Below are 21859 nucleotides of genomic sequence, written 5' to 3'. Positions count from 1 at the left end.
GGCTCCCCTGAACGGCAAAAGGCCCGCCCGAAAACTCGGGCGGGCCTTTTACTGCCTGCGCAGGCAGTAGCCTAGTCAGGTGGCTGCTGGTGGCTACAGCAGGCGCACGTCTACCTCCGTGGTGATGAGCTGCGTGCCGTCTTCCAGGGTTATCAGGAAGAAAAAACGCAACTGATTGGGCGTCTGCGGGTTAGTATTGGGGGTGAGCGTGCCGGCCCCGCCGGCCGAAGTGCCCGTGAAGGCGAAGGCGGGAGACTTGGTGGCGGTGGCGGGCAGGGTGGCGAAGGCCGCGTTGAGGCGGGTAACGTAGCTGCGCACCGCGTTCAGGTCCGAGCTGAAGGTGATGGTGTTGGTGCCGGTGCCGGTCACGGCCGCTGTCAGGTAGTTGGGGTAGCTGCTGCTTTGCAGGTATTCAACGCCACCGTTGCCAGTAGCTATCTTAGTGATTTCCTTGATTTTACCCTTGTCAGCTGGGATACTCAACTCAATGGAAAACGTGCCGTTGGCGTTGGTGCCGGTGCCCACCGTGGTGGTAACGATGGGAAACCGCTCGAAATACACCTGGTTGGTGACCGTGACCGGAATGTTGGCCACACTGTCTTGCAAAGGGCCTAGCTTATTGCCGTAGTCCTTTTTGCAGCCCGCAAAGCCAGCGGCCAGCACCACGAGAAGCAAGAAATGAATAGCTGTCTTTTTCATGAGAGGAAGCAGTAGAAAGTAAAGGGCGCCGGACTAGTTGGAGGCCCACCACACGGGTTTGTCGATGGTTACGTTCGTCTTTGGTATCGCGTCGCCGTTGGCGGCCACCTCGGAGGGCGGGTACAGCAGGCGCTGCGGAATATTGGGCGTAAACGACACGTTTAGAGCCGGTTGTAGGTGGGGCGAGCCCGTGCGCCGGTAGTCGTTCCAGGCTTCGTAGCCGTTGCCCACCCAGGCTACCCACTTCTGAAACAGGATTTGGTTGAGCTTGTGGGTATTGCTGCCGCTGAGCGTGACGATGGCCGGACTGGCTTTGAAGTACGTGTCGATATCGGCGGTTGAAAGGCCGGTTGCTTCCATCGACCGGCGAATGCCTTCTTGGTAAAGGGCGTTGGCATCGCCGGGCGTATTGAGGCGCACGGCCGCCTCAGCCAGGATGAAAGCCCGCTGAAAGTTGGTGAGCAGGCGCACCGGCGCCTCGCCCACCGCGCCCAGCAGATAGGTGCTGTACACCGAGCGATTGGCCACGGCGGGAGCCGTGACACTGCTGCCGTTTTCGAAGCCCGTAAACTTGCCGTAGGTAGTAGTGTGCGTCGACGCCGCGTTGCCGTTGGTAGTGGTAAAAAACTTGGGCAGGCGCGGGTCGTTGTAGGCCGTCAGCGAATCCAGGAAGCGCGTACTGGCCATCTGGTCGTTGGGGCGGTTTGTCACGTTGTAGGAGTAAAACGGGTTGGTATTGCCGACCGACGTGCCAAAGGGCACGGCAAAATCCTCACTGTTAGCGGAAATAGCGGCGCTGCCATTTGCTCCCTTGGCCAGCACCTCGTTTATCACCTTGATGGCCAGGGCCGGGTCTTTGCGGCTCACGGTGCAGGCAAACTTGAGCAGCAGCATGTTGCCCATTTTTTTCCACTTGGTGAGGTCGCCCTTATACACAAAGTCATCGTTGCCAGGCTTGAGCGTGCTGGGCTTGTCGAGGTCGGCTAGCCCCTCGCGCACCAGGTCAAACAGGCTCTGGATGCCGGTGGCCCCTTGGTAAATGTCCTGCTGCCGGTCGAAGGCGGGGTGCAGGTTGCCCAGGCCCTGCAAGGCCTGCGAGTAGGGCACGTCGCCCCACATGTCGGTGGCCAAGGCAAAATTGTAGGCCTTCAGCAGCTTGGCAATGCCGGTGTAGGCGGGGTTGGCGGCGTTGCTGTTGATGAGCGTTTGGGCACCATTGAGGTTGTTGCCGTAGAGGTCGCCGCGCCACTCGTTGTCATAGTTGCCGCTGATGGCGTACTTATCCTCCGTAAAGGGCTGGTTGGCAATGCCGGCGTAATGCTGCACAAACAGGTCGCCGTCGCGGCCCAGCGTGTTGCCCACCAAAAAGGCGGTGCCCACCGTGATAGTCGGCAGCTGCACCGACGGCTGCACCGCCACCGGGTTGTTGGGGCTGGCATTAACGTCCAGAAACTTATTGGGCGAGCAGCTAGCGGCGGCCCAGGTGGCTAGCCCCAGCGCGGCGGAGCGCAGGTAGGGGAGGCGTGCTATCGATACGTTCATAAGATACTGATGCTGAGTTAGAAGGTGAACCGCAGGTAGGTGCCGTAGCTGCGCACGCTAGGGGGTCCCTGCAAGTCGAGGCTGCGGATGTTGCCCGCGCCCTGGGTGTTTACTTCAGGAAAAAAGTTGGCATTGGGCGCGTAATACAGCAGGTTGCGGCCCGATACCGAGATGGAGGCGCTGCCGAAAGGCGTGTGGGCAAGTAGGTCTTTGGGCAAGGCATAGCTCAGCGATACTTCCCGCAGGGTGTAGTGCGTGCCGTCAAAAACGTTGAGGTCGCTTTGCAGGCCTTGGTTGCCCCAGTAGTTTTGGGCATCTACCTGAATGTTGTTTTGGCGGTACGAGGTAGTGCCGTCGGGATTGGTGGAGGCAATCACGCCCGGAATCACGCGCGGCTGGTCACGGTTCACCCCGGTTTCCTTTAGCATACCGGCCGACTTATAAGCGGCCTGCGTGAACGACAGAATATCGCCCCCCACCAGGGCATCGACCAGGAAGGAGAACGTGAGGCCCTTATAGGCGAGCGTGTTGGTGATGCCCCCCTGCCAGTCCGCGTTGGGGTTGGCCGTCACCTGCGAGCTCAGTTCCGTCACCCACAGGCCGGTGCGCGGGTTGATGAGGTACTGCCCATCGGGCGCGGTCGCCTTCTTTTGGCCCAAAATCACGCCGTAGGGCTGGCCCACCACAAACGAGGGCACCGAGCCAATAAACGAGCTGCCCGGAATAGTGGAGCTGGTGACGCCCGGGTAAATCGACACCACCATGTTGCGAATGCGGGTGTAGTTGGCCGTAATGTCCCAGGTGAAGCCCGAGGTGCTGCGCACCGGCGAAAGGGTGGCTAGCACCTCAATGCCCTTGTTATCGAGCTGGCCGGCGTTGGTATAAAAGCTGCTGAAGCCCGTGGTAGGCGCTATCGTGACCGGGATAATCTGGTTCGAGCTGACGGTTTTGAAGTACGTGGCGTCCAGGGTCAGGCGGTTGTTGAAGAAGCCCAGGTTCAGGCCGATTTCGGCCGACTTGGTAAACTCGGGCTTCAGCACATTCAGCACGTTAACCCCGCCAATGGTAGTGCTCGGCCGGAAGCCGACCACGTTGTTGAAGGGGAAAGTCACGTTGGCCACGTTGTTGCCCTGGCCACCGGGTACAAAGTAGGTTTCCAGCACGTAGGGGTCGGCGTCGCGGCCCACCTTCGCCACGTTGCCCCGGATTTTGCCGTAGGAGAAAAAGTCGTTGTCGATATTAAACGCATCGGTGAACACGAAGCCGGCCGATATCGACGGGTAGAGGAAGGTACGGTTATCGCCGGGCAGCGTCGACGACTGGTCGACGCGCCCCGTGCCTTCCAAAAACAGGTAGTTGTTGTAGGCCAGCGACAAGTCGGCGTAGTAGCCGAGTAGGCGGCGCGTGTAGTTGGTTTCGCCGCTGCCCGTAAACACGGCCGCGTTGATGGTATTGTAAAAGCCCGGCTGCGAGAGCGTGGCCGCCGACACAAACTGCTCGTTGCGCTTGCGCTGGTTGGTTTGCTGGCCCACCAGCAGCGTAGCGTTCAGCTTATCGAGGAAGATGTTTTCCTTTTTGGCCGTTATCAGTAGGTCGCCGGTGAACTCGGCGTACTGAATATTATCCTGATAGATGAGGCCCGTGGGGTTGCGCGACGAGCTGATGGCCGCAATCTGCTTGCGGCGGTCGGTGTAGGTATCGAGGCCGGCCCGGTAGGTTACGCTCAGCCACGGAAAGAAATCGTACCCAATGCTCGCCACGTTGATAAAGCGCGTGACGCTGCTGGCGGTGTTGCTGTTCAGCAGGTTATAGTTGGGGTTGTCGAGGCCCGGAAAGAACAGGTTGGCGCCCGTCACCGTCTGGTAGGTTTGGTTTTGCAGGTCGAAGCTGCGCGGCACCGACGAAAACGCCCCAAAGGCGCTGCCCCCGTTGCCGGTTTGCGGGGCTAGCTGGTCGGTCTGCGAAAAATTGACCGAGCCAGTGACTCGTATCTTATTCTGCAAGGTGGTGCCGCCGCCCAGCTGAATGTTGGTGCGTTGCAAATTTGACGACTCCGTGATGCCCTTCTGGGTGGTGCTGTTCACGTTCAACGAGAAGTTCGACGTGCCGTTGTTGCCGGCTAGCTGCACGCCATTGGTCCAGAGCGTACCCGTTTTGAAAAAATCCCGAATACTGTTCGGGTACGACTGGTAGGGCAGCTGGCTGCCATCGGCCAGCAGCAGGCCATTGGGCCGGGTACCGGCAGTGCCAAAGCGCGGCCCCCACGAGTTGGGGCTGCCCGTAAAGATGTTGCCCGCCCCGTTGGCAGTGGTGATGATGCCGCCGGTGCCCTGGCCGTAGTCGTTTTGAAAATCCGGCAGGCCCATCACGGTCTGGAAGTTGAAGCCCGTGTTTACGGCCACTTCGAGCTTCTTATTCACGTTGGCCCCCGACTTGGTGGTAATCAGGATAGCGCCCGACGAAGCCCGCGAGCCGTAGAGGGCGGCGGCAGCCGGGCCTTTCAGAATACTGATGCTAGCCACATTTTCCGGGTCGATGTCGGCGGCGCGGTTGGAGGTTTGGGCGCCGTAGAGCGTGCCGGCGGCGCCGCCGTTGGTGCGGTCAGTGTCGTTGCTCACCGGAATGCCATCCACCACAAACAGCGGCTGGTTGTTGCCGGTGAGCGACGTAATACCCCGGATGTTGATGTTGGTGGAGGTGCCGGCCAGGCCGCTGGCCCCCGTAATGCTCACGCCCGATACCTTGCCTTGCAGCGCGTTCAGCACGTTGGGCTCCGACTTGGCGGCCACAGCGGCCCCCTGAAGCTCCTGGGTGGCGTAGCCCAAGGTGCGCTTGTCTTTTTCAATGCCGAGGGCCGTCACCACCACCTCGCTCAGCTCGCGCGAGTTTTGGGTGAGGGCAACGCTCACCTGGTCGTCGCTGCCCACGGGCTTTTCCTGGGTGTTCATCCCCACCGACGAAAATACCAGGGTGCCGCCCGGGGGCACTACCAGCGTAAACGAGCCGTCGGCATTGGTAGCCGTGCCCGTGGTGGTGCCTTTCACCAGCACCGTTACGCCGGGCAGGCCCTCGCCGGTCTTTTGGTCCCGCACCCGGCCCGATACGGTCCGCGTCTGGGCCAGCGCTGTCTGCGACAGCGTAAGCATGAGCATAGCGCCCATCAGTAAGCGTTTTTTCATGTAGAAGTTGTCTAAATAAAAGGCAGTTAAGAGGTTGGGCAGTAGTTCGAACGCCTAAAGTAGTAGGCAAGGAGATTTAAAGCAGCAATAAGCCAAGGTTTTTTATGAAAAAAAGGAATTGCCCTTTTCTGCAAAGGCAGTTAACTATAAAACAATGACTTTTGGTAGGGATAGCTCTCAAGCACTACTGGACGAGGTTAAATACTAATAGGTAGTGTACTAAACAGCCTCAAAAATTGATAGGGGCCGATAAAGCAGGCTGCCAAAAAGAAAGACCAGCCCCGCGGAGCTGGCCGGTTACACGCTGGCGCAGGAGCACCTCATCACGCCGGCGCTACGCTAGCTACCCAGCTTCTCATCCGTGAAATGCGCCTGGTGCGGGGGCCGGGCAAATTTCTCGGCATTGTAAGCCGCCGACGTGCCGCGCGAAATGGAGAGCGACTGCCATGACTCGCCGGCCAGCAGCCGGGCCAGAAACGCGATTTGGCCCACGTGGTAGGGGTAGTGCGCCAGCTGCCGGTTGATGGCCTCCGTCACGCTGTGGCCCTGGTGACGGATGTAAAGAAGCTTGTCGAGGTCGGCGGGCGTGAGGGCGTCGAGCGCGGCAAACAGGCACTGCCAGCCGGCTTCCCAGTGGGCCAGCACCTCGGCGCGGGTGCGCAGGTCGTTGTCGAACTCCGCTTCGCGGGCGCGCCAGGGCTTTTCGCCGTCGGTGGTCAGGAAGTCCGTCCACCGTGATAACATATTGCCCCACAAATGTTTAACAATGGCGGCAATGCTGTTGCTGACGGCGTTGGGCTGCCAGTGCAGCTGCTCATCGGTGACCTGGCTCATGGCCTGCTCGCCGAGTAGTTTGTAATAGGCAAACTGCTTGCGGGCGCTGGTAAGAAAGTCCTGCGGCATGGGGAAAGGGGGCTAAGCGGCCTGACAGCAGGCAGCGGGCTAAAAGTAAGCGGGGCCGCGGTGCGTCTGGTAGCTTCTTGCGCCCCAAGAATATTTTTCACCTCGCTTGTTACCCTGGCATGGCCACAGCTCCCCTTCCCCAGAAAATCCTGGCTCGCCAGCACGAGATAACTGCTGATTTTCAGCGCCTGGTGGCCGCCCACGTAGCCGACATCGCGGCTGGCCGCGCTACCGAGATGCTCGAAATCCGCGACTTCGCTAGTCAGCTCTGCATTCATCCCACGCACCTTAGCAACACGCTGAAGCTCACCACCGGCCAGCCGCCGTGCTTCTTCTTCGAGGCCGAAATTCTGGCCGTGGCGCAGGGGCTGCTGCGCGATACCACCCGCCCGGTGGCCGACATCGCCGCCAGCCTCACCTACGACCCGTCCAACTTCACCAAGTTTTTCAAGCGCTTTGCGGGCGTCACGCCCAAGCAGTACCGCGAGCAGGTATGGGCCGGGCGGCGCGTAGAAAAGTCGGAACTACTCACCATTTTATCTTAACTACTCACCATTTTATCTTAACTACTCACCATAAACTGGTTGGCTGGGGGCAGGACCTTTGTGTTAGCAACAAACCCAAAATCCTGCTTCCATGAGTAGTTCCAAAATCGCCCTCGTAACCGGCGGCAGCCGCGGCCTAGGCAAAAACATGGCCCTGAGCCTGGCCGCCAAAGGCATCGACGTGCTGCTAACCTACCACCGCCAGCAAGCCGAAGCCGAGGCCGTAGTAGCCGAAATAAAAAGCCACGGCCGCCAGGCCGCCGCCTTGCAGCTCGATGCTGGCAACGCCAGCAGCTTCGACGCATTTTTCGCCCAGGTAAAAGCCGCGCTCCAGCATACGTTCCAAGCCGAGCGGTTCCACTTTCTGATTAATAACGCCGGCACGGGCCTGCACGCTGCCTTCGCCGACACCACCGAAGCGCAGTTTGACGAGGTGCTGAATATTCACCTCAAAGGCCCGTTCTTCCTGACCCAGAAGGCCTTGCCGCTGCTGGAAGACGGCGGCCGCATCATCAACATCTCGTCGGGGCTGGCGCGGTTCAGTCTGCCCGGCTCCTCAGCCTACGCCAGCATGAAGGGCGCCATCGAAGTGCTCACCCGCTACCAGGCTAAGGAGCTGGGCGCGCGCGGCATCACGGCCAACGTGGTGGCCCCCGGCGCTATCGCCACTGACTTTAGTGGCGGCGTGGTGCGCGATAACGCGCAAGTAAACACGATGGTAGCCGGCATGACGGCCCTGGGCCGCGTGGGCGAGCCCGACGACATCGGCGGCGTAGTGGCCTTCCTCTGCACCGACGACGCCCGCTGGATTAACGCCCAGCGCATCGAGGCGTCGGGCGGCATGAATATTTAGGCTAAACTGCGTAATATGGACGATAATCCGCTCTAATTCTGTTTGGTGCATAAAACCTAGCCTGCTCGCAAGTAGAGAGGCTAGGTTTTGGAATGGATTGCATAAGATACCCGCTCAATCATGAGTATAAGTTATCTGAATATGCTGGCCATAGATGGTGAATTTCTTCTAGCAATTCCCGGCCGCCAATTGTCACCGAATTCTCATGAGAAAAATAAAGTAGAAAGCGAAATTTACTATCTGTGAACATACGCTCTAAGCCATCATAGCCAAAAAAGCATTCGCTGAGTTCTTTTATAAAAACTGAACCTCCTTCTTCAATATTATATACTTTAACTACATTGTAAATGAGGCCAATAGCTTGCCTTACAATTTCACTAAAAGGCTCAAAAGCTTCGTCATCATAAACTTCAGTATCAGGCACATGGTGGCTTCCGGTGATAGGAACCCATCCAAAAGGAAGGTCGCATTGCCAGTTATTATGTAGAGTTAACAAGACGATATCCTCATTCAGGGTTAGGTCGTCATTCATAATGAAGGGAGAGGACAAACGTAAAAACGCCTGCTTTTTTTGCAAAAAGCAGGCGTTTCGGGTGCAAGCAATCGATTTTTAAAACCGAAACAACGGCCGCGCCGGGTTCCACAAACCCCACGGAATCATGAGCAGCACCAGCACCAGGGCAATGCCAAAATAAGTGAGCGCCTTCTTGTGTTTGAGCGTGTCGGTGGAGGCATTTTTGAGCGCAATGCGGCCCACTTGGGCCAGAATGGCAGCGAGTATCATCACCACTACGTGCTCCATACCGAAGAAGCGGGTGGTGGGGTCTTTCATGGCACCAGCCACTTTCATAGCCTTGAGGCCGTAGGGGCTGAGGCCGAAGTAAAGCCCCAGGCCCACAATAACTTGCAGCCACATGAAGCCCGAAAATGCCGCGCTTATGGCATTATCACCCTTGGTAAACGGCCGGCGGCCCGACCAACCCGCGTAGGCGCGAAACACGGCCAGCACGCCCGCGCCCAGCACAAACCAGCGTAGCCACGAGTGAAGAAACAGAAGTACCTGGTACATATAAAACCAAAATGTGCCGGGCCAGCCGGCGGGTTAAAAACTGCCGCGAAGCTACGGCCGAGCCTGCACTACGCTTAAAACTCGCCCGGCTCGGGCACGGGGGCGGGCGCGCCGCCGCGGGCTGCCTTGGCCCGCTGCTCGTCGCGAATAGCCACGGCCAGCGCAATAAAAATGGAGAAAAACGGCAGCACCATGCCCAGCACAAACCACTTCAGCCGCGAGTGGCCGTGCGAGTAGGCGATGTACATGGTGACGGACGCCAGCAGGGCATCAATCAGCAACAGGGCAATGGCCCCGAAAAAAAAAGTAGCGAACATAAATTACCGGGCTTTGCCGCGCTTCACTAGGTAAGCGTACAGCACCTTATCAAACGGCTCGCGCACATCCACGGGCACAAAATCAATCTTAAGCTGCCCGCAGCGCAGGGCTAGGTCGGCCTCAAACTGCTGCATGGCCGCGCGGTACTGCGCCCGCACCTGCCCCGGCTGAAGGCGGATTTCCTGGCCCGTTTCTACATCCTCGAAGATGTAGGGCCGGTCCTGGAAGTCAAAATTAGTTTCTGTGGCCCGGTCCAGCACGTGAAACAGCAGTACCTCGTGGTGCTGGTGGCGCAGGTGCTGCAAGGCGGCCAGGGCGGCCTCCTGCTCGGCGGCCCCGCGCCCTAGCATGTCGCTGAACACGACGACGAGCGAGCGCTTGGGTATTTGCTGGGCAATGGTGTGCAGCACGCCCGCCACATCGGTGTGGGCGGCGGTGCGGCGGGTGGCGGCCGTGGGCGCGGGCCGCTCCAGCAGCTGTTGCATGGCCAGTAGTAGCGTGTGGCGGTGGGCGCTGGTCGAGCGCACGGGCGTTTGCAACTCCACCGTTTCGGCGAAGGTGACGAGGCCCACGGCGTCGCGCTGGCGCTGCAACAGCGTGGTGAGCGCCGCCGCGGCCAAGATGCTGAATTTCAGCTTGTCGTGGCCCGGCGCGGGGTAATACATGCTGGCACTCACGTCGAGTAGCAGGTGGGCGCGCAGGTTGGTTTCCTCCTCGTAGCGCTTCACGAAGAGCTTATCGGTGCGGGCAAATACCTTCCAGTCGATGTGCCGGGTGCTGTCGCCGGGGTTGTAGAGGCGGTGCTCCGAAAACTCGACCGAAAAGCCGTGGTACGGCGACTGATGCAAGCCCGTGATGAAGCCATCGACCAGTTGCCGGGCCAGCAGCTCTAGGTTTTCGAAAGAGCGAATGGCGGCAAGGTCGAGGGCAGGCGCAGGCATGACAGGAAAAGCGGAGAATGGATAGTATAGAAGTATAAATCAGTGCACTACTTGCGCTTAGCGTGGCGCTTACCGGCATTTTCACTGCGGGGTGGCCCCAATCAGTAGCTAAACCAATCTTACGTGCTGATAAACAAGCCGGCTGCTAGTTGGGTTTCGTTAGGCAAAAACTGGATTATGGTAAGGCTTTCCCGTTTTATCTTTGCTCAGGCCAACGCAAGTTTAGTGCTTTATCCGTTAACTCACATTCGTTTCCCCTCCCTTAGCTCGTGGAAGAAAGATACTCTAAAGACCAGGAAGAAATATACTCGCACCGCATGAAAGCGGGCAAGCGCACGTATTTCTTCGACGTAAAAGCCACCCGTGGCCAGGACTATTACCTGACCATCACCGAAAGTAAGCGCCGCCCTGGCTCCGACCCCGACGGCCCGGTGAGCTACGAAAAGCACAAAATTTTTCTGTATAAAGAGGATTTCAACAAGTTTATCGACGCCCTGCACGATGCCGTGGACTATGTGCGCGAAGAGCTGCTGACCGAGGAAGAAGTGGCCGAGCTCGACCGCCCGCGTCCCGCTTTCGAGGGCGAGCAGCCCCGCTTCGACGGCCAGCCCGATACCCAGCCCGACCGCCCGGCCGGTTACGACACCCCCCCCGACCTGGGCGAGAGCACTTACTAGCTTCGCCCGGCTAGCTCCCGAAACGCGCCGCTGCTCTAAGCCAGAGCAGCGGCGCGTTTTGCGTAGGCGGCCCAGCCAGCGCGGCTCCGCCGTACCTTTACCCACTGAATTAGGCAAACTCCTAATTCATACCTCACACTTCATAATTCAAGATAATGGGCCTCCGCTGCGGTATTGTCGGCCTGCCGAACGTCGGCAAATCCACGCTTTTCAACGCGTTATCCAACGCCAAGGCCGAATCGGCCAACTACCCTTTCTGCACGATTGAGCCGAACGTGGGCGTCATCACCGTGCCCGATGAGCGCCTCCAGATTCTGGAAGCCCTCGTCAACCCCAAGCGCGTGCTGCCCACCATCATCGAGTTTGTGGACATTGCCGGCCTCGTAAAGGGCGCCAGCAAGGGCGAAGGCCTGGGCAATAAATTCCTGGCCAACATCCGGGAGGTCGATGCCATCATTCACGTGGTGCGCTGCTTCGAAGACCCCAACATCGTGCACGTAGCCGGCGGCGTCGACCCCGTGTTTGATAAAGACGTGATTGACACGGAGTTGCAGCTCAAAGACCTGGAGAGCATCGACAAGAAGCTCATCAAGAGCGAGCGCAGCGCCAAGGCCGGCGACGCCGTAGCCAAGAAGGAAGTAGCCAGCCTCCAGAAGTTCAAGCAGGCCCTCGAAGCCGGCGAAAACGCCCGCGCCGTAACCGCCACTGCCGACGACCTCGAAGCCGTAGCCGACTTGCAACTGCTTACCATTAAGCCCGTTATCTACGTGGCCAACGTGGACGAGGCCAGCATCGCCACCGATGGCAACAACCACGTGGCCGCCCTGCGCGCGCACGTGAAAGCCGAAAACGCCCAGGTAGTGCTGGTGTCGGCCGCCATTGAGGAGCAGATTGCCGACATGGAAGACCCCGAGGAAAAAGAGATGTTCTTGGGCGAGTACGGCCTCACCGAGTCGGGCCTCAACAAGCTCATCCGCGCCAGCTACGAGCTGCTCAACCTCATCACCTACTTCACGGCCGGCGTGCAGGAAGTACGCGCCTGGACGGTGCACCGCGGCGACAAAGCCCCCGCCGCCGCCGGCGTCATCCACTCCGACTTCGAGAAGGGTTTCATCCGCGCTGAGGTTATCAAGCTCGCTGATTACCAAGAGTATAAGACCGAAGTAAAAATCAAGGAAGCTGGCAAGATGGCCGTGGAAGGCAAAGAATACGTGGTGCAGGATGGTGACATCATGCACTTCCGCTTTAACGTTTGATTGCTAGCTTGCTGCCATGACTAGAAAAGAACTTGTTGATAAAGCGCTTCTAAAGTTGGCACATGATGAAGCCGAAGGAGCATTCTTTGCGCTGAAACTTTTTAGCGACGCGTCTCAGGAGGAGGCGGATGACTCATATGCCGATGATGAGATTGAATTATTCTCAATTCTTGTCAAACAGTTGGCTAATATGAATGATGCAGGCGAGCATCTGATGAGGTTCATAGGTAAACACATTTTTGTGCACTATAGCGGAGCTTCTACACCGGTTAATAGCAGTAATATCAAAGTATCGACTCAACACGGAGTGTATGAATCTAAGGGCCATTCAGTAAAGAACTTCTTACATGATTTTCTCTTCAATCAAATGGCAATCATGTGGTTGAAGGCTTTAAAGTTTGATGCGCTAATTGGCAGATTTACCGAATGGCAAGAAGAAAACAAAGTGCAAAGTCAGCAAGCGCTTATGATTGAACAGATACTTAGTTCGTTCAAAGGGCTTCAAGAGTAACTGTAATTTTTCTGTATTACCAGCAGAAAGCCTGACGCGAGAACGTCAGGCTTTTTGCTGGTAATACAGCCCGCCCCCAACGTATCTTTGCCCCCTGCCAAAACCTAGCCCAAACCCACCAATTATATGAAGTTCATTGTTTCGTCCTCGGCCCTGCTCAAGCAGCTCCAGAGCATCAACGGCGTGGTCACGAACAACCCCGTGGTGCCCATCCTGGAGAACTTCCTGTTTGAAATCGAGCCGGGCAAGCTCACCATCACCGCCTCCGACCTGGAGACGAGCATGATGACTGAGCTGCCCATCGAAGCCAACGAGTCGGGGCGCATTGCGGCTCCCGCCCGCATCCTGCTCGATACGCTCAAGAACCTGCCCGACCAGCCCGTGACCTTCACCCTGGACGAGGAAACCTACACCATCGAAATTAGCTCAGCCAACGGCCGCTACAAGCTGGCCGGCGAAAACGCCGCCGACTTCCCCCGCGTGCCGGTGGTGAAGGGCTCGGCCCCGGTCGAAATCCCGTCGTCGTCGCTGGCGCGGGCCATCAACAAGACGATTTTCGCCGTTAGCACCGACGAGCTGCGCCCCGCCATGACCGGCATTTTGGTGCAGCTGGCCGATTCGCAAATCACGTTCGTGGCCACCGATGGCCACCGCCTGCTACGCTACCGCCGCCAGGATGTGGGCGCTGGCCAAACCGCCAACCTCATCATCCCGCGCAAGGCGTTCAACCTGCTGAAAAGCTCCTTGCCGAGCGAATCCGCCACGGTGCGCATCGAGTTCAACCAGAGCAACGCGTTTTTCTCGTTCAACCAGATGCGGTTGGTGTGCCGCCTCATCGATGAGCGCTACCCCGACTACGAGAACGTTATTCCCGTTAGCAATCCCAACAAGCTGACTATCAACCGGGCTGAGCTGCTGAATTCGGTGCGCCGCATCAGCATCTACTCCAACAAAACAACCCACCAAGTACGCCTGCGCCTCACGGGCTCCGAACTGGTGATTTCGGCCGAGGACCTGGACTTCAGCAACGAAGCCAAGGAAACTCTCACCTGTCAGTACGACGGCGAGGACATGGAAATTGGCTTCAACGCCCGCTTCCTGCAAGAAATGCTGTCGAACATCGACTCCGACGAAATCACGCTGGAGCTGAGTACGCCCAACCGCGCCGGCCTGCTGATGCCCGCCCAGGCCGATGAAAACGAAAGCATCCTGATGCTGGTGATGCCCGTAATGCTCAATAACTACGTCTAAATCGCAGATTTTGCAGATTGAGCAGATTCCGCAGATTCGAATGGCGCAGGATAACTAATAACTTTTGGTTTAAGCCTGCGCCGCTCGAAGCTGTAAGCTGACGTCTGAATCTGCGAAATCTGCCCAATCTGCAAAATCTGTGATTAAATGAAGAAATCCGAAATCCGCTTTAGTATTGCCCTTGACGATAAGAAAGTGCCTGAAGCCATTAGCTGGCAGGCCACCGATGCGGGCCCCGACATGCACTTTGCCAAGGCCATCAACGTGGCTATTTGGGACCGGAATGCCGACGCGACGATGAAAATCGACCTTTGGACCAAGGACATGCCCACCGACGCCATGAAGTTTTTTGTGGTGGATAATATTGGCTCAATGGCCGAAACCATCCAGACGGCTACCGGCGACAAGAAAATGGCCGAGATGATGCGTACCCTCTGCAAAGAGCTGAGCGACTACCTCGAAGAGCAAGGCCAGACGGACTTGCAAGCGTAAGCACTATTGTACATTGCGCTTTACTAATAATAAAAAAGGCCTTCCGCACTGCGCGGAAGGCCTTTTTTAATAGAAAGAATTATCGGCTACTCACTGGCGCAGGGTGCGGCCAAACGGCTCGTCGCCACGGCGGGCGGGCTGCTTGGCTTTGGTGGGCGTAGGCGCAATGGTGGCGTTATTAGCCCGGGCGGGCTCGGGGTTTTGCACCGAGTTGACCAGTATGGATGCCGAGGCGTTGCGCGAGTAGTTGCGGTCGGCCTGGGTGTAGCGCTTGCGGGCGTCGAAGTAATCGGTGTACTGGTCGGTGCTGAGCACGGCTTGCAGTTCCTTGTCACGCTCCTGGGCAATAACTTTCGACTCCTTATCGAGCTGGTCGGGATTCTTAGCGTATTGACGCTCAGCTATTTCAAGCTTAGTAATTTTGTCACTGTTGATGGCGCGGAGGCGGGCGGCCTGGTAACCATTGAGGCGCAGGTCGCGCGTCATCTGGTCGCTCAGGTGCTCGGCGCGGTCGCTGGTGCCAGGGTTGAGGCGGGGGCTTTGCTGGGTCTTATCCCGCGGCGCGGGGGCGGGCACGGCAGGTGTTTGCTGGGCATGGGCGGTGAGCGTAGCGGCCAACAGCAAGAGGGCAAAAGCAGATTTCATGGACAAACAACTCGTGGATAGAAGGACTAGTAGCCAACTATCGCGCCAGGACCGAGCGGCGCGGGGCTGCCCGTTTTAACGCAGAATCTGCTGTTGTGGTTAGGGATGTAGGGTAAGCTTTGAGCTTGCCGCTGGCGCTTGCGGCGGCAAGCTAAAGCGTACCCTACATCCGCTAAAACCGATTTTTCCACATCATGCTTTCCACTGGGCGGTCGCTGCGCTCGTTGTATTTGGCCGACTGCTTGTGGTTGTAAAGCGTTTGCACATCGCCCTGAATACCAAAGTAAATGAGCTGCCCAATGGGCATACCAGGGTACACCCGCACGGGCATCGACACGCTGATTTCCAGGGTCCAGTGGTTGCAAAAACCCACGTCGCCCTTGCCGGCCGTGGCATGAATATCGATGCCCAGGCGGCCAACGCTGCTCTTGCCTTCGAGGAAAGGTACGTGGGCGTGGGTTTCAGTATATTCCTCAGTTACACCAAGATAGAGAATGCCGGGCTCCAGCACGAAGCCTTCTTCGGCCGACATTTCGAAGGTGGTAATCTTGTTGTGCTGGCGGGCGTCGAGCACCGCGTTGTCGTAGGTAGCCAGGTAGCGGCCCAGGTGCACGTCGTAGGAGTTGGTACCCAGGCAGCTGGGGTCGTAGGGCTGCACTACAATGGTACCGCGCTCCATTTCGGCGCGGATTTGCTGGTCGGTCAGAATCACGGGGTAATCGTAGTTAAGCGGCTTGCACGCGACTTAGCTAAGTAGTTTGTCAATAAAGTACTTACTAGCTAAATGCGTGAAGCAAAAGGAATTAATGAGAATCGTCGTCGTAGTGGTCGGCTGGTAATTCGCCGGTGGACTGGGGGCGGAAGCGGCTGAAAAAGCCGGGGCCGCGCTCGGCGGGCGGCAGCTGCTCGTCGGGCGCGCCCGGGGTATCGTCCTCGTCCTCGGTGGGGGCGGCGGGGTAGTAGGCTTGCTCGGCTTCGAGGGTGCGTACCTGGCGGCGCAGGCGGCGCAGTTCGGGCAGCATGTCGGCTACCATATAAAGCAGCAGGCCGAAGGAACCCAGGCTGAATAGCAGGGTAAAATAGCCGGTCCACCCGGGGCCGGAACTGCTGGTTTCGGCCCCGGCCCCGGCGATGGGGCGAATATCGGGCTCGGTAGCGGCGGCGGGGGCGGCATCGTCGCTGGGTACGGGGCCGTTGGTGGTGAGCGGCGCGGCAGCGGACAGCGGCTCCTCGGGTTCGGGAGCGGGGCGGGCGGCGGTGGCACCGCTCGCGTTGAACTGGGCCGCGGCCTGCTTGATAACGCGCTGCTCAGTGCGAATGAGGGCCGATTTTTCATCGCGCGGCAGGCCCCGGATGAAGAACTCGAAGTTACGGTCGCGCAGCACCCCGTCGAGCTGCTTTTCAAACTCGGCCTGCGTGAGGGCCCCGTTGCCGAAGCGCGTTTTGTAGCGCTCGGCTACCCCGTTGTAATTGAGAAACAGCTTCTGCAATTCGGCATTATTCTCAAAAGTGCTGAATTGCCGGCGAGCGGCGGCGGTGCGTAGGCTGGTTGGGAATTTTTGCCGCGTAAAATGCTTGTCGTACACCGTCTCGAAGGTGCGAAAATTCAGCTCGTCGATGGTGCGGTCGAAGAGCTGCTTGTTGGTTTCGGCGGGCGTCTGGGCCGAGGCCATTAACGGCAGAAAAAGAAGCAGCTTGAGCAGATTACGCATAGAAAAATGTAGCGCGAAGTTTCGCAAGGTTAAAAGAGGTTTCGCGAAGTAAAACGTAAGATTATCAACTAGATAGTTTTCATTGAAACTTAGCGAAACCTCTTTTAACCCTGCGAAACTTTGCGCGCAAAATTACGCGGCCAGGCCGTGCGCCTCCACCAGCGACTCGCGGCAGGCGGTGAGATACTTCGCTACTAGCTCATCGGTGATGGCCGTAGACACGAACAGCGCCTCGTACTGCGACGGGGCCAAGTAGATGCCGCGCTGCAACATGGCGTGGAAGTAGCGACCGAAAGCCGGCAGGTTGGATTTTTTGGCGTCTTCCAAGTTGGTCACCGGCTCGGCCGTGAAAAACAAACTGAACATGGAGCCCACCTGATTGACGGTGTAGTTTAGGCCCAACTCCTTGGCAATCTGGCGGGTGCCATCGGCCAGGCGGGTGCTGGTGGCTTCGAGCTGCGTGTACACCTCGGGATGCTCGTGCAGGTAGCGCAGCTGGGCCATGCCGGCGGCGGTGGCCAGCGGGTTGCCCGACAGCGTGCCCGCCTGGTACACCTTGCCGGCGGGGGCCACCTGGTTCATAATGTCGGCCCGGCCGCCGTAGGCCCCCACGGGCAAGCCGCCGCCGATGATTTTGCCCAGCGTGGTCATGTCGGGCACCACGCCGAAGCGCTCCTGTGCGCCGCCCTGCGCCAGGCGAAAGCCAGTCATTACTTCGTCGAATATCAGCACAATACCGTGCTGGGTGCACAGCGCCCGCAGCCCGGCCAGGAAGCCGGTGGCCGGCTCCACGAGGCCCATGTTGCCCACCACCGGCTCGATGATGATGGCGGCCAACTGCTCGGGGTTGGCGGCGATGGCGGCCTCCACGGCGGCCAAGTCGTTGTAGGGCACCGTGAGGGTATCCTGGGCCACGCCCTGCGTTACGCCTAGCGAGTCGGGCGCGCCCAACGTGAGTGCCCCCGAGCCAGCGGCAATGAGAAACGAGTCGCCGTGCCCGTGGTAGCAGCCCTCAAACTTGAGGATTTTGGCGCGCCCCGTGTAGCCCCGCGCCACCCGAATGGCCGACATGGTAGCCTCGGTGCCCGAGTTGACGAGCCGCACCTTCTCCAGGCTGGGCACCATGTCAATCAGCAATTCGGCCAGCTCGACCTCGCGGCGGGTGGGCGCACCAAACGACAGCGAAGCCGGCAAGGCGGCGCGTACGGCATCGAGCACCACCTCGGGCGCGTGGCCGAGTATCATCGGGCCCCACGAATTAATAAAGTCAACGTATTGATTGCCATCTACATCGGTGAGCCAGGCGCCCTGGGCCGACTGCATGAATACGGGCGCGCCACCCACGGCCCGGAAGGCCCGCACCGGCGAGTTGACTCCGCCCGGAATCAATTCCTGGGCGCGGGCAAATAGAGTTTCGGAAGTAGTCACTTTTTTAATGATTAATTTCTTAGTGGTTAATGATTAATGAGAAATAGCTGACTTGGTTGAGTGGCCCACCTGGCATTAACCATTTATCTATTAACCATCAATCATTAATTTAATCAGCGCAGCAGCTGCGGCTCTAGGTTGCTAAGCTTCAGCAGGGGCACGGTTTGGTTGTCATGGGTACCGTCGGGGTAGGTGAGGCCCTCGAAGATGGCGCCCGGCTGGGCTGGTGCCGTGGCCAACGCGCCCTGGAAAGCCGGGCCGTATTGCAGCAGCGCATTGCTGAAAAACAACAGCAATTCGAAGCCTTGGTTGGCAAAAACGGAAGGTGGTAGCTTCTGCTTTGCCAGATAAAGCTGGCGGAAGCGGCGGTAGCCCAGGCTTTGCCGGTCGAAGTACTTGGGCTGGTAATAGTAAGCGCCGCCCAGCTGGCCCAGGCCCAGGCTGGGGTTGTCGAGCCAGGTGCCGGGGGCCAGCAGCGCCGGTCGGGTGGCAGCGGGGACGGCCGCCAAAGCTGCAAAGGCGGCGGGGCCGGCCTTGCGGTGGTCGGAGGCGACTACTACATGGCTGGCGCCGGTTAGCTCAACGGTCACGAAGGCCGCGGCCAGGCTGGCGGGGTCGTCGGGCCGAAAGGCGTGGGTGGCCGTCAGCTTGCCACCGGCTGCTTCGTAAGCGGCCTGGTAGGCAGTGGCAAAGTCGTTTTCGTCCTTGCTGTCTTCGTGCAGCAGCACGGCTGGCCGGCCCGTGCCAAACGACGTAGCCGCAAACTGCGCGGCCACGCGCCCCTGGGTAGCCGCGCTGGGCGAGTAGAGGTAGTGGTACGCATTATCACTCAACAAGTCAGCATCTTGCGAAAGCGGATTGACGCAGATAATTTGGTGGTCGCGGGCGTAGCGGGCCAGTAGCTTGGCCCCCGACTTATATACCGGGCCCACCAGCATGTCCATGCCCGCCAGCTCGGGCAGGGCCAGCACCGTCTTCAGCGTCAGCGTGTCGGCCCCCGTGTCGTAGGCAAACAGCTGCACCGGGTGGCCCGCGCGCTGCAACGAATCCTGGGCCAGGCGCAGGCCGGCGTAGAAGTCGGTTACGAACTGGTTTTTACGTTGCGTTTGCCAGCTATTGTCTTGTAATTCAAAGGGTAGCAGTACCCCAATGTTGTAGGTGCCCTTGCGCGGCAGCGCCTTGGGGGCGGTGGGGACCACGGCGGCGATAGCCACATAGCGGTTGCGGTCGAGCTTAAACTGCGTTACCAGCGCGTCGAGCTGCTGGCGGTCGGCGTCGGAAAGCGCGCCGCTGCCCAGCAGGAAGTCAGCGTAGAGCCGGCCGATGAGCTTGCTCTGTGGGTAGCGCTTTTGGAGGCGCTGCCAGGTGGCGCGGTCTTGCAGCTTGGTTAAGTAGCTGGTTTGCATGGCTTCGCGCGGGGCGGCGTACTGCTCGGCGGGCAGCTGGCCCAGCGTGCGTAGGGCGGTGTCGTAGTCGCCCTGCTCAAACGACACCTGGCCTTGCAGGTACAGCGCCTCGTTGAGGCTGGGGTAGGTGGGGTACTGGTTGCGGATGAGGTTGAGCATCTGCTCGGCCTCGGCCCACTGGCGGGCGCGGGTGGCGGCCACGGCGTAGAGGTAGGCCGCATCGGGGGCCTGGGCAAAGTGGTTGATGGGCTGGGCCAGGGGCTCCAGCTCCTGCATGGCCACGGCGTAGTGGCCCTGGTCGAGCTGCGTCTTGCCGGTGCGGTAGCGCGTGAGCTGGCCCTGGGCGGCGGCGCTCAGGCTCAGCAAGGCCAGGGGGAGAATAAGCAGCCGCTGCCACGGCAAGGCGGCAAGGGCACAGTACAATCGGGTCATGCAACGGGGGAGGGCCGGGGTTGGCCGCCACAAAGGTACATTGCCCCTGGCGGGCCCAAAATGCAACCGACCCCGCCCGGCTTCCTACCTTAGGGCTGTCACCCGCTTCCCGTTTGCTTATGCCCCTTTCGTTGCCGGCCCTGCGCCGCCGCCTGCCGCTGCTGCTGGCCCTGGGTTTGTCGCTGGTGCTGAGCTTTGCCCTCATTGCCGGGCGGGTGCTCATCACGCAGAAATTGTGGCTGGTGTTTTTGCTCTGGAATTTGTTTCTGGCGGCCATTCCGTTTGCCCTGAGCGCGGCCCTCACGCTGGCCGCCCGCCCGCCCGGCGCGCGGCTGCTGCTGCCGGTGGGCGTGGTGTGGCTGCTGTTTTTTCCGAACGCGCCCTACCTCATCACCGACCTTTTTCACCTGGAGCACCGCCCCGGCGTGCCCTACTGGTACGACCTCGCCCTCATCATGTCGTGCGCCTGGAATGGCCTGATGCTGGCCTTCGCCTCGCTGCTCGATATGCACGCGCTGGTGCGCCAGCGGCTGGGCTTTGCGGCCGGCTGGGGCTTTGTGACTATTGCGCTGGGCCTCAGTGCCTTTGGCGTGTACCTGGGCCGCTACCTGCGGTATAATTCGTGGGACGTGCTCAGCAATCCGTTTACGCTAGTGTATGATATTGTGCAGCAGTTTCTGCACCCCTTCCGCTACTGGCAGGCCTGGGGCGTGACGGTGGTTTTCTGGGCCTTCCTGCTCATTGCCTACGCCACGGTGCGGCTACTGGGGCAGGCCAAGGAGCCGGTGGGCTAGTCAAGAGCCCAGCGCACACTCACCCGGTGTGCCTGCAAAAAAGCGACGATGCGCGCGGCTTCCGCCTCGCTCAGCATTTCCCCAAACCGGATGGTTTCGGCCCCGTAGTCGAACAGTACCGACCCGCTGCCCCAGTCTCTGCGCTGGTTTTTATCGAGGCTAGTGGGCCATTCGTCGGGCTGGGCGCGCAGGTGGCGAATTTTATAGCTATCATAGCTCTGCGAAGTGCCCAATGGCCCGACTTTCTTGCTGATGCGCAGCACGCCTCCGACCAGCGTAACCACTTCCTTGCCTGCTACCATCCAGAAGAACAAGTAGCCAAAAACCACTAGGCCGATTAGCCACATTACCAGCCATTTAAGCAGAAATATGGTGGCCGAGCCCATGCTCGGCGGGCCAATGGGGAGCCCCAGCACCAGGGCCCGGATGGCGAAGAAGCCCCCCATCAGCCACCCCGACAACCAGAACAGCAGAAAGCCCACCGTGCAGCCCGACTTCTCGGATTGAATGCGAATGGTAGGCGTGTCGAGGTCGCTACTGAACTGGGGCGGTGTGCGCTTCATTTAGATGGGATGCTAGTGGGGCGGGGCGGCGGGGCTAGCCCCGCCGTGGCGCCTAGGGCCGGGGCCACCAGCTCAACGGGCAGTGCGCCCAGCCGGGCTAGTTCTTCCAGGGCCAGGCGGGCTTCGGCTGGCTGCACGGTGCGGCCGAAGGTAATAATTTCGTTGGCGGTGTGGAAGCGGAGTGTGCCACCCTCGAAGCCTATTTCGGACAGCTCGCGCACCTCAACCCGGCGAATGTCATGCACCCTGAAGCGGCGGTAATAGAATACCCATTTCAGGCACTGCCGCCGAACCAGCACGGTGCCCTGGCCGATAGCCACCATCTCGTGGCTTAGGAGCAGTAGCGCTTGGACCAGCACCCAAAAGCCCAGTAAGCCCCAGAAAGTCAAGCGAATAAGCCCAATGGCATTCAGCCCGAAGCCCGGCCCCACCAGCAGGCCAGCAAAAATGGGCACCCACGGGTTAGGAATGCACAGGACAAGCGTAAAAAATACCGGTCCCACCAAGGCTGGCCATTCTGAGGTATCCCGTGCGTAGAGGTACACGGTGCGGCCGTCGCGCTGCCAGCGCAGGATGCCAACAGCGGGCTTTTTCATGGGCAATGAGGATTAAGGAAGCAGCTGCAAGGCCCGCCCGGCTGCAA

At 59.4% G+C, this 21859-nt stretch carries 23 protein-coding genes; 8 read left to right on the top strand and 15 right to left on the bottom strand.

The features are described 5' to 3' along the window. Positions 1 to 93: 93 nt before the first annotated feature. The 4 genes from ACYVGC_RS01315 to ACYVGC_RS01300 all read right to left on the bottom strand — a co-directional run bounded on the left by ACYVGC_RS01315 (position 94) and on the right by ACYVGC_RS01300 (position 6323). Positions 94 to 699: a hypothetical protein gene (locus tag ACYVGC_RS01315; protein WP_460581971.1), complete on the bottom strand. Its 606-nt coding sequence runs from the start codon at positions 697 to 699 to the stop codon at positions 94 to 96. Between the two features lie 33 nt (positions 700 to 732). Beyond that, positions 733 to 2241: a RagB/SusD family nutrient uptake outer membrane protein gene (locus ACYVGC_RS01310; protein ID WP_460581970.1), complete on the bottom strand. Its 1509-nt coding sequence runs from the start codon at positions 2239 to 2241 to the stop codon at positions 733 to 735. 17 nt (positions 2242 to 2258) lie between these two features. After that, complete coding sequence (locus tag ACYVGC_RS01305) at positions 2259 to 5420, bottom strand: SusC/RagA family TonB-linked outer membrane protein (RefSeq protein ID WP_460581969.1); 3162 nt, start codon at positions 5418 to 5420, stop codon at positions 2259 to 2261. A 339-nt stretch (positions 5421 to 5759) separates the two neighbouring features. Then, a complete protein-coding gene (locus ACYVGC_RS01300; protein ID WP_460581968.1) occupies positions 5760 to 6323 on the bottom strand; it encodes a DinB family protein in 564 nt (187 codons plus the stop codon). Positions 6324 to 6442: 119 nt separating this feature from the next. Here ACYVGC_RS01300 and ACYVGC_RS01295 point away from each other — a divergent pair, with 119 nt between their 5' ends. Further along, positions 6443 to 6868: a helix-turn-helix domain-containing protein gene (locus tag ACYVGC_RS01295; RefSeq protein ID WP_460581967.1), complete on the top strand. Its 426-nt coding sequence runs from the start codon at positions 6443 to 6445 to the stop codon at positions 6866 to 6868. A gap of 91 nt (positions 6869 to 6959) precedes the next feature. Next, on the top strand, positions 6960 to 7721 hold the full coding sequence (locus ACYVGC_RS01290) for an SDR family NAD(P)-dependent oxidoreductase (protein WP_460581966.1): 762 nt from the start codon (positions 6960 to 6962) through the stop codon (positions 7719 to 7721). Between the two features lie 118 nt (positions 7722 to 7839). Here the strand turns inward: ACYVGC_RS01290 and ACYVGC_RS01285 are convergent, their stop codons facing one another. From ACYVGC_RS01285 to ACYVGC_RS01270, 4 genes are all read right to left on the bottom strand, one after another. After that, the gene (locus tag ACYVGC_RS01285; protein WP_460581965.1) at positions 7840 to 8253 is read right to left on the bottom strand and encodes a hypothetical protein; all 414 of its coding nucleotides are present in this window, start codon (positions 8251 to 8253) and stop codon (positions 7840 to 7842) included. A gap of 78 nt (positions 8254 to 8331) precedes the next feature. After that, positions 8332 to 8790: a hypothetical protein gene (locus ACYVGC_RS01280; RefSeq protein WP_460581964.1), complete on the bottom strand. Its 459-nt coding sequence runs from the start codon at positions 8788 to 8790 to the stop codon at positions 8332 to 8334. A 74-nt stretch (positions 8791 to 8864) separates the two neighbouring features. Next, positions 8865 to 9107, bottom strand: coding sequence for a hypothetical protein (locus ACYVGC_RS01275; protein WP_460581963.1), 243 nt, complete (start codon positions 9105 to 9107; stop codon positions 8865 to 8867). A 3-nt stretch (positions 9108 to 9110) separates the two neighbouring features. Continuing rightward, complete coding sequence (locus ACYVGC_RS01270) at positions 9111 to 10049, bottom strand: DUF58 domain-containing protein (protein WP_460581962.1); 939 nt, start codon at positions 10047 to 10049, stop codon at positions 9111 to 9113. A 269-nt stretch (positions 10050 to 10318) separates the two neighbouring features. Here ACYVGC_RS01270 and ACYVGC_RS01265 point away from each other — a divergent pair, with 269 nt between their 5' ends. From ACYVGC_RS01265 to gldC, 5 genes are all read left to right on the top strand, one after another. After that, positions 10319 to 10726 (top strand): DUF3276 family protein, encoded by a 408-nt coding sequence (locus tag ACYVGC_RS01265; protein WP_460581961.1) that lies wholly within the window; start codon positions 10319 to 10321, stop codon positions 10724 to 10726. Between the two features lie 155 nt (positions 10727 to 10881). Beyond that, positions 10882 to 11982, top strand: coding sequence for a redox-regulated ATPase YchF (gene ychF, locus ACYVGC_RS01260; protein ID WP_460581960.1), 1101 nt, complete (start codon positions 10882 to 10884; stop codon positions 11980 to 11982). Between the two features lie 16 nt (positions 11983 to 11998). Continuing rightward, positions 11999 to 12493 (top strand): hypothetical protein, encoded by a 495-nt coding sequence (locus ACYVGC_RS01255; protein WP_460581959.1) that lies wholly within the window; start codon positions 11999 to 12001, stop codon positions 12491 to 12493. Positions 12494 to 12619: 126 nt separating this feature from the next. After that, entirely contained in the window at positions 12620 to 13744 is a 1125-nt protein-coding gene (gene dnaN / locus ACYVGC_RS01250) for a DNA polymerase III subunit beta (RefSeq protein ID WP_460581958.1), read from the top strand. 147 nt (positions 13745 to 13891) lie between these two features. Then, positions 13892 to 14236: a gliding motility protein GldC gene (gene gldC / locus ACYVGC_RS01245; RefSeq protein ID WP_460581957.1), complete on the top strand. Its 345-nt coding sequence runs from the start codon at positions 13892 to 13894 to the stop codon at positions 14234 to 14236. Between the two features lie 90 nt (positions 14237 to 14326). Here the strand turns inward: gldC and ACYVGC_RS01240 are convergent, their stop codons facing one another. The 5 genes from ACYVGC_RS01240 to ACYVGC_RS01220 all read right to left on the bottom strand — a co-directional run bounded on the left by ACYVGC_RS01240 (position 14327) and on the right by ACYVGC_RS01220 (position 19859). Continuing rightward, positions 14327 to 14881, bottom strand: coding sequence for a hypothetical protein (locus ACYVGC_RS01240; protein WP_460581956.1), 555 nt, complete (start codon positions 14879 to 14881; stop codon positions 14327 to 14329). A 172-nt stretch (positions 14882 to 15053) separates the two neighbouring features. Continuing rightward, complete coding sequence (dcd, locus tag ACYVGC_RS01235; RefSeq protein ID WP_460581955.1) at positions 15054 to 15593, bottom strand: dCTP deaminase; 540 nt, start codon at positions 15591 to 15593, stop codon at positions 15054 to 15056. A 91-nt stretch (positions 15594 to 15684) separates the two neighbouring features. Next, positions 15685 to 16593, bottom strand: coding sequence for a hypothetical protein (locus ACYVGC_RS01230; protein ID WP_460581954.1), 909 nt, complete (start codon positions 16591 to 16593; stop codon positions 15685 to 15687). 132 nt (positions 16594 to 16725) lie between these two features. Then, on the bottom strand, positions 16726 to 18021 hold the full coding sequence (hemL, locus tag ACYVGC_RS01225) for a glutamate-1-semialdehyde 2,1-aminomutase (RefSeq protein WP_460581953.1): 1296 nt from the start codon (positions 18019 to 18021) through the stop codon (positions 16726 to 16728). Between the two features lie 113 nt (positions 18022 to 18134). Beyond that, complete coding sequence (locus ACYVGC_RS01220; protein WP_460581952.1) at positions 18135 to 19859, bottom strand: ABC transporter substrate-binding protein; 1725 nt, start codon at positions 19857 to 19859, stop codon at positions 18135 to 18137. Between the two features lie 119 nt (positions 19860 to 19978). Here ACYVGC_RS01220 and ACYVGC_RS01215 point away from each other — a divergent pair, with 119 nt between their 5' ends. Next, positions 19979 to 20653 carry a DUF1361 domain-containing protein gene (locus tag ACYVGC_RS01215; protein ID WP_460581951.1) on the top strand — a complete coding sequence of 225 codons (675 nt, stop codon included), beginning with the start codon at positions 19979 to 19981 and terminating at the stop codon, positions 20651 to 20653. On the opposite strand, the gene ACYVGC_RS01210 is transcribed toward ACYVGC_RS01215, so the two are convergent. Both ACYVGC_RS01210 and ACYVGC_RS01205 read right to left on the bottom strand, forming a co-directional pair. After that, a complete protein-coding gene (locus ACYVGC_RS01210; protein WP_460581950.1) occupies positions 20650 to 21216 on the bottom strand; it encodes a hypothetical protein in 567 nt (188 codons plus the stop codon). The two genes, ACYVGC_RS01215 and ACYVGC_RS01210, sit on opposite strands and share 4 nt — an antisense overlap. Next, entirely contained in the window at positions 21213 to 21812 is a 600-nt protein-coding gene (locus ACYVGC_RS01205) for a hypothetical protein (protein WP_460581949.1), read from the bottom strand. Before ACYVGC_RS01205 ends, ACYVGC_RS01210 begins: the two co-directional genes overlap by 4 nt. Positions 21813 to 21859: the final 47 nt, after the last annotated feature.

It is taken from the genome of Hymenobacter arcticus (genome assembly GCF_054779975.1).
This window is presented reverse-complemented; position numbering and strand designations above follow the sequence as displayed.

Excerpts from the sequence above, each read along its gene's own strand:
- dnaN (WP_460581958.1), top strand. The coding sequence starts at position 12,620 with ATGAAGTTCATTGTTTCGTCCTCGGCCCTGCTCAAGCAGCTCCAGAGC.
- ACYVGC_RS01215 (WP_460581951.1), top strand. The coding sequence starts at position 19,979 with ATGCCCCTTTCGTTGCCGGCCCTGCGCCGCCGCCTGCCGCTGCTGCTG.
- ACYVGC_RS01230 (WP_460581954.1), bottom strand. The coding sequence starts at position 16,593 with ATGCGTAATCTGCTCAAGCTGCTTCTTTTTCTGCCGTTAATGGCCTCG.
- ychF (WP_460581960.1), top strand. The coding sequence starts at position 10,882 with ATGGGCCTCCGCTGCGGTATTGTCGGCCTGCCGAACGTCGGCAAATCC.
- ACYVGC_RS01275 (WP_460581963.1), bottom strand. The coding sequence starts at position 9,107 with ATGTTCGCTACTTTTTTTTTCGGGGCCATTGCCCTGTTGCTGATTGAT.
- ACYVGC_RS01205 (WP_460581949.1), bottom strand. The coding sequence starts at position 21,812 with ATGAAAAAGCCCGCTGTTGGCATCCTGCGCTGGCAGCGCGACGGCCGC.
- ACYVGC_RS01295 (WP_460581967.1), top strand. The coding sequence starts at position 6,443 with ATGGCCACAGCTCCCCTTCCCCAGAAAATCCTGGCTCGCCAGCACGAG.
- ACYVGC_RS01315 (WP_460581971.1), bottom strand. The coding sequence starts at position 699 with ATGAAAAAGACAGCTATTCATTTCTTGCTTCTCGTGGTGCTGGCCGCT.
- ACYVGC_RS01220 (WP_460581952.1), bottom strand. The coding sequence starts at position 19,859 with ATGACCCGATTGTACTGTGCCCTTGCCGCCTTGCCGTGGCAGCGGCTG.
- gldC (WP_460581957.1), top strand. The coding sequence starts at position 13,892 with ATGAAGAAATCCGAAATCCGCTTTAGTATTGCCCTTGACGATAAGAAA.
- ACYVGC_RS01240 (WP_460581956.1), bottom strand. The coding sequence starts at position 14,881 with ATGAAATCTGCTTTTGCCCTCTTGCTGTTGGCCGCTACGCTCACCGCC.
- ACYVGC_RS01280 (WP_460581964.1), bottom strand. The coding sequence starts at position 8,790 with ATGTACCAGGTACTTCTGTTTCTTCACTCGTGGCTACGCTGGTTTGTG.
- ACYVGC_RS01305 (WP_460581969.1), bottom strand. The coding sequence starts at position 5,420 with ATGAAAAAACGCTTACTGATGGGCGCTATGCTCATGCTTACGCTGTCG.
- ACYVGC_RS01290 (WP_460581966.1), top strand. The coding sequence starts at position 6,960 with ATGAGTAGTTCCAAAATCGCCCTCGTAACCGGCGGCAGCCGCGGCCTA.
- ACYVGC_RS01310 (WP_460581970.1), bottom strand. The coding sequence starts at position 2,241 with ATGAACGTATCGATAGCACGCCTCCCCTACCTGCGCTCCGCCGCGCTG.
- ACYVGC_RS01210 (WP_460581950.1), bottom strand. The coding sequence starts at position 21,216 with ATGAAGCGCACACCGCCCCAGTTCAGTAGCGACCTCGACACGCCTACC.
- ACYVGC_RS01300 (WP_460581968.1), bottom strand. The coding sequence starts at position 6,323 with ATGCCGCAGGACTTTCTTACCAGCGCCCGCAAGCAGTTTGCCTATTAC.
- ACYVGC_RS01255 (WP_460581959.1), top strand. The coding sequence starts at position 11,999 with ATGACTAGAAAAGAACTTGTTGATAAAGCGCTTCTAAAGTTGGCACAT.
- ACYVGC_RS01270 (WP_460581962.1), bottom strand. The coding sequence starts at position 10,049 with ATGCCTGCGCCTGCCCTCGACCTTGCCGCCATTCGCTCTTTCGAAAAC.
- ACYVGC_RS01285 (WP_460581965.1), bottom strand. The coding sequence starts at position 8,253 with ATGAATGACGACCTAACCCTGAATGAGGATATCGTCTTGTTAACTCTA.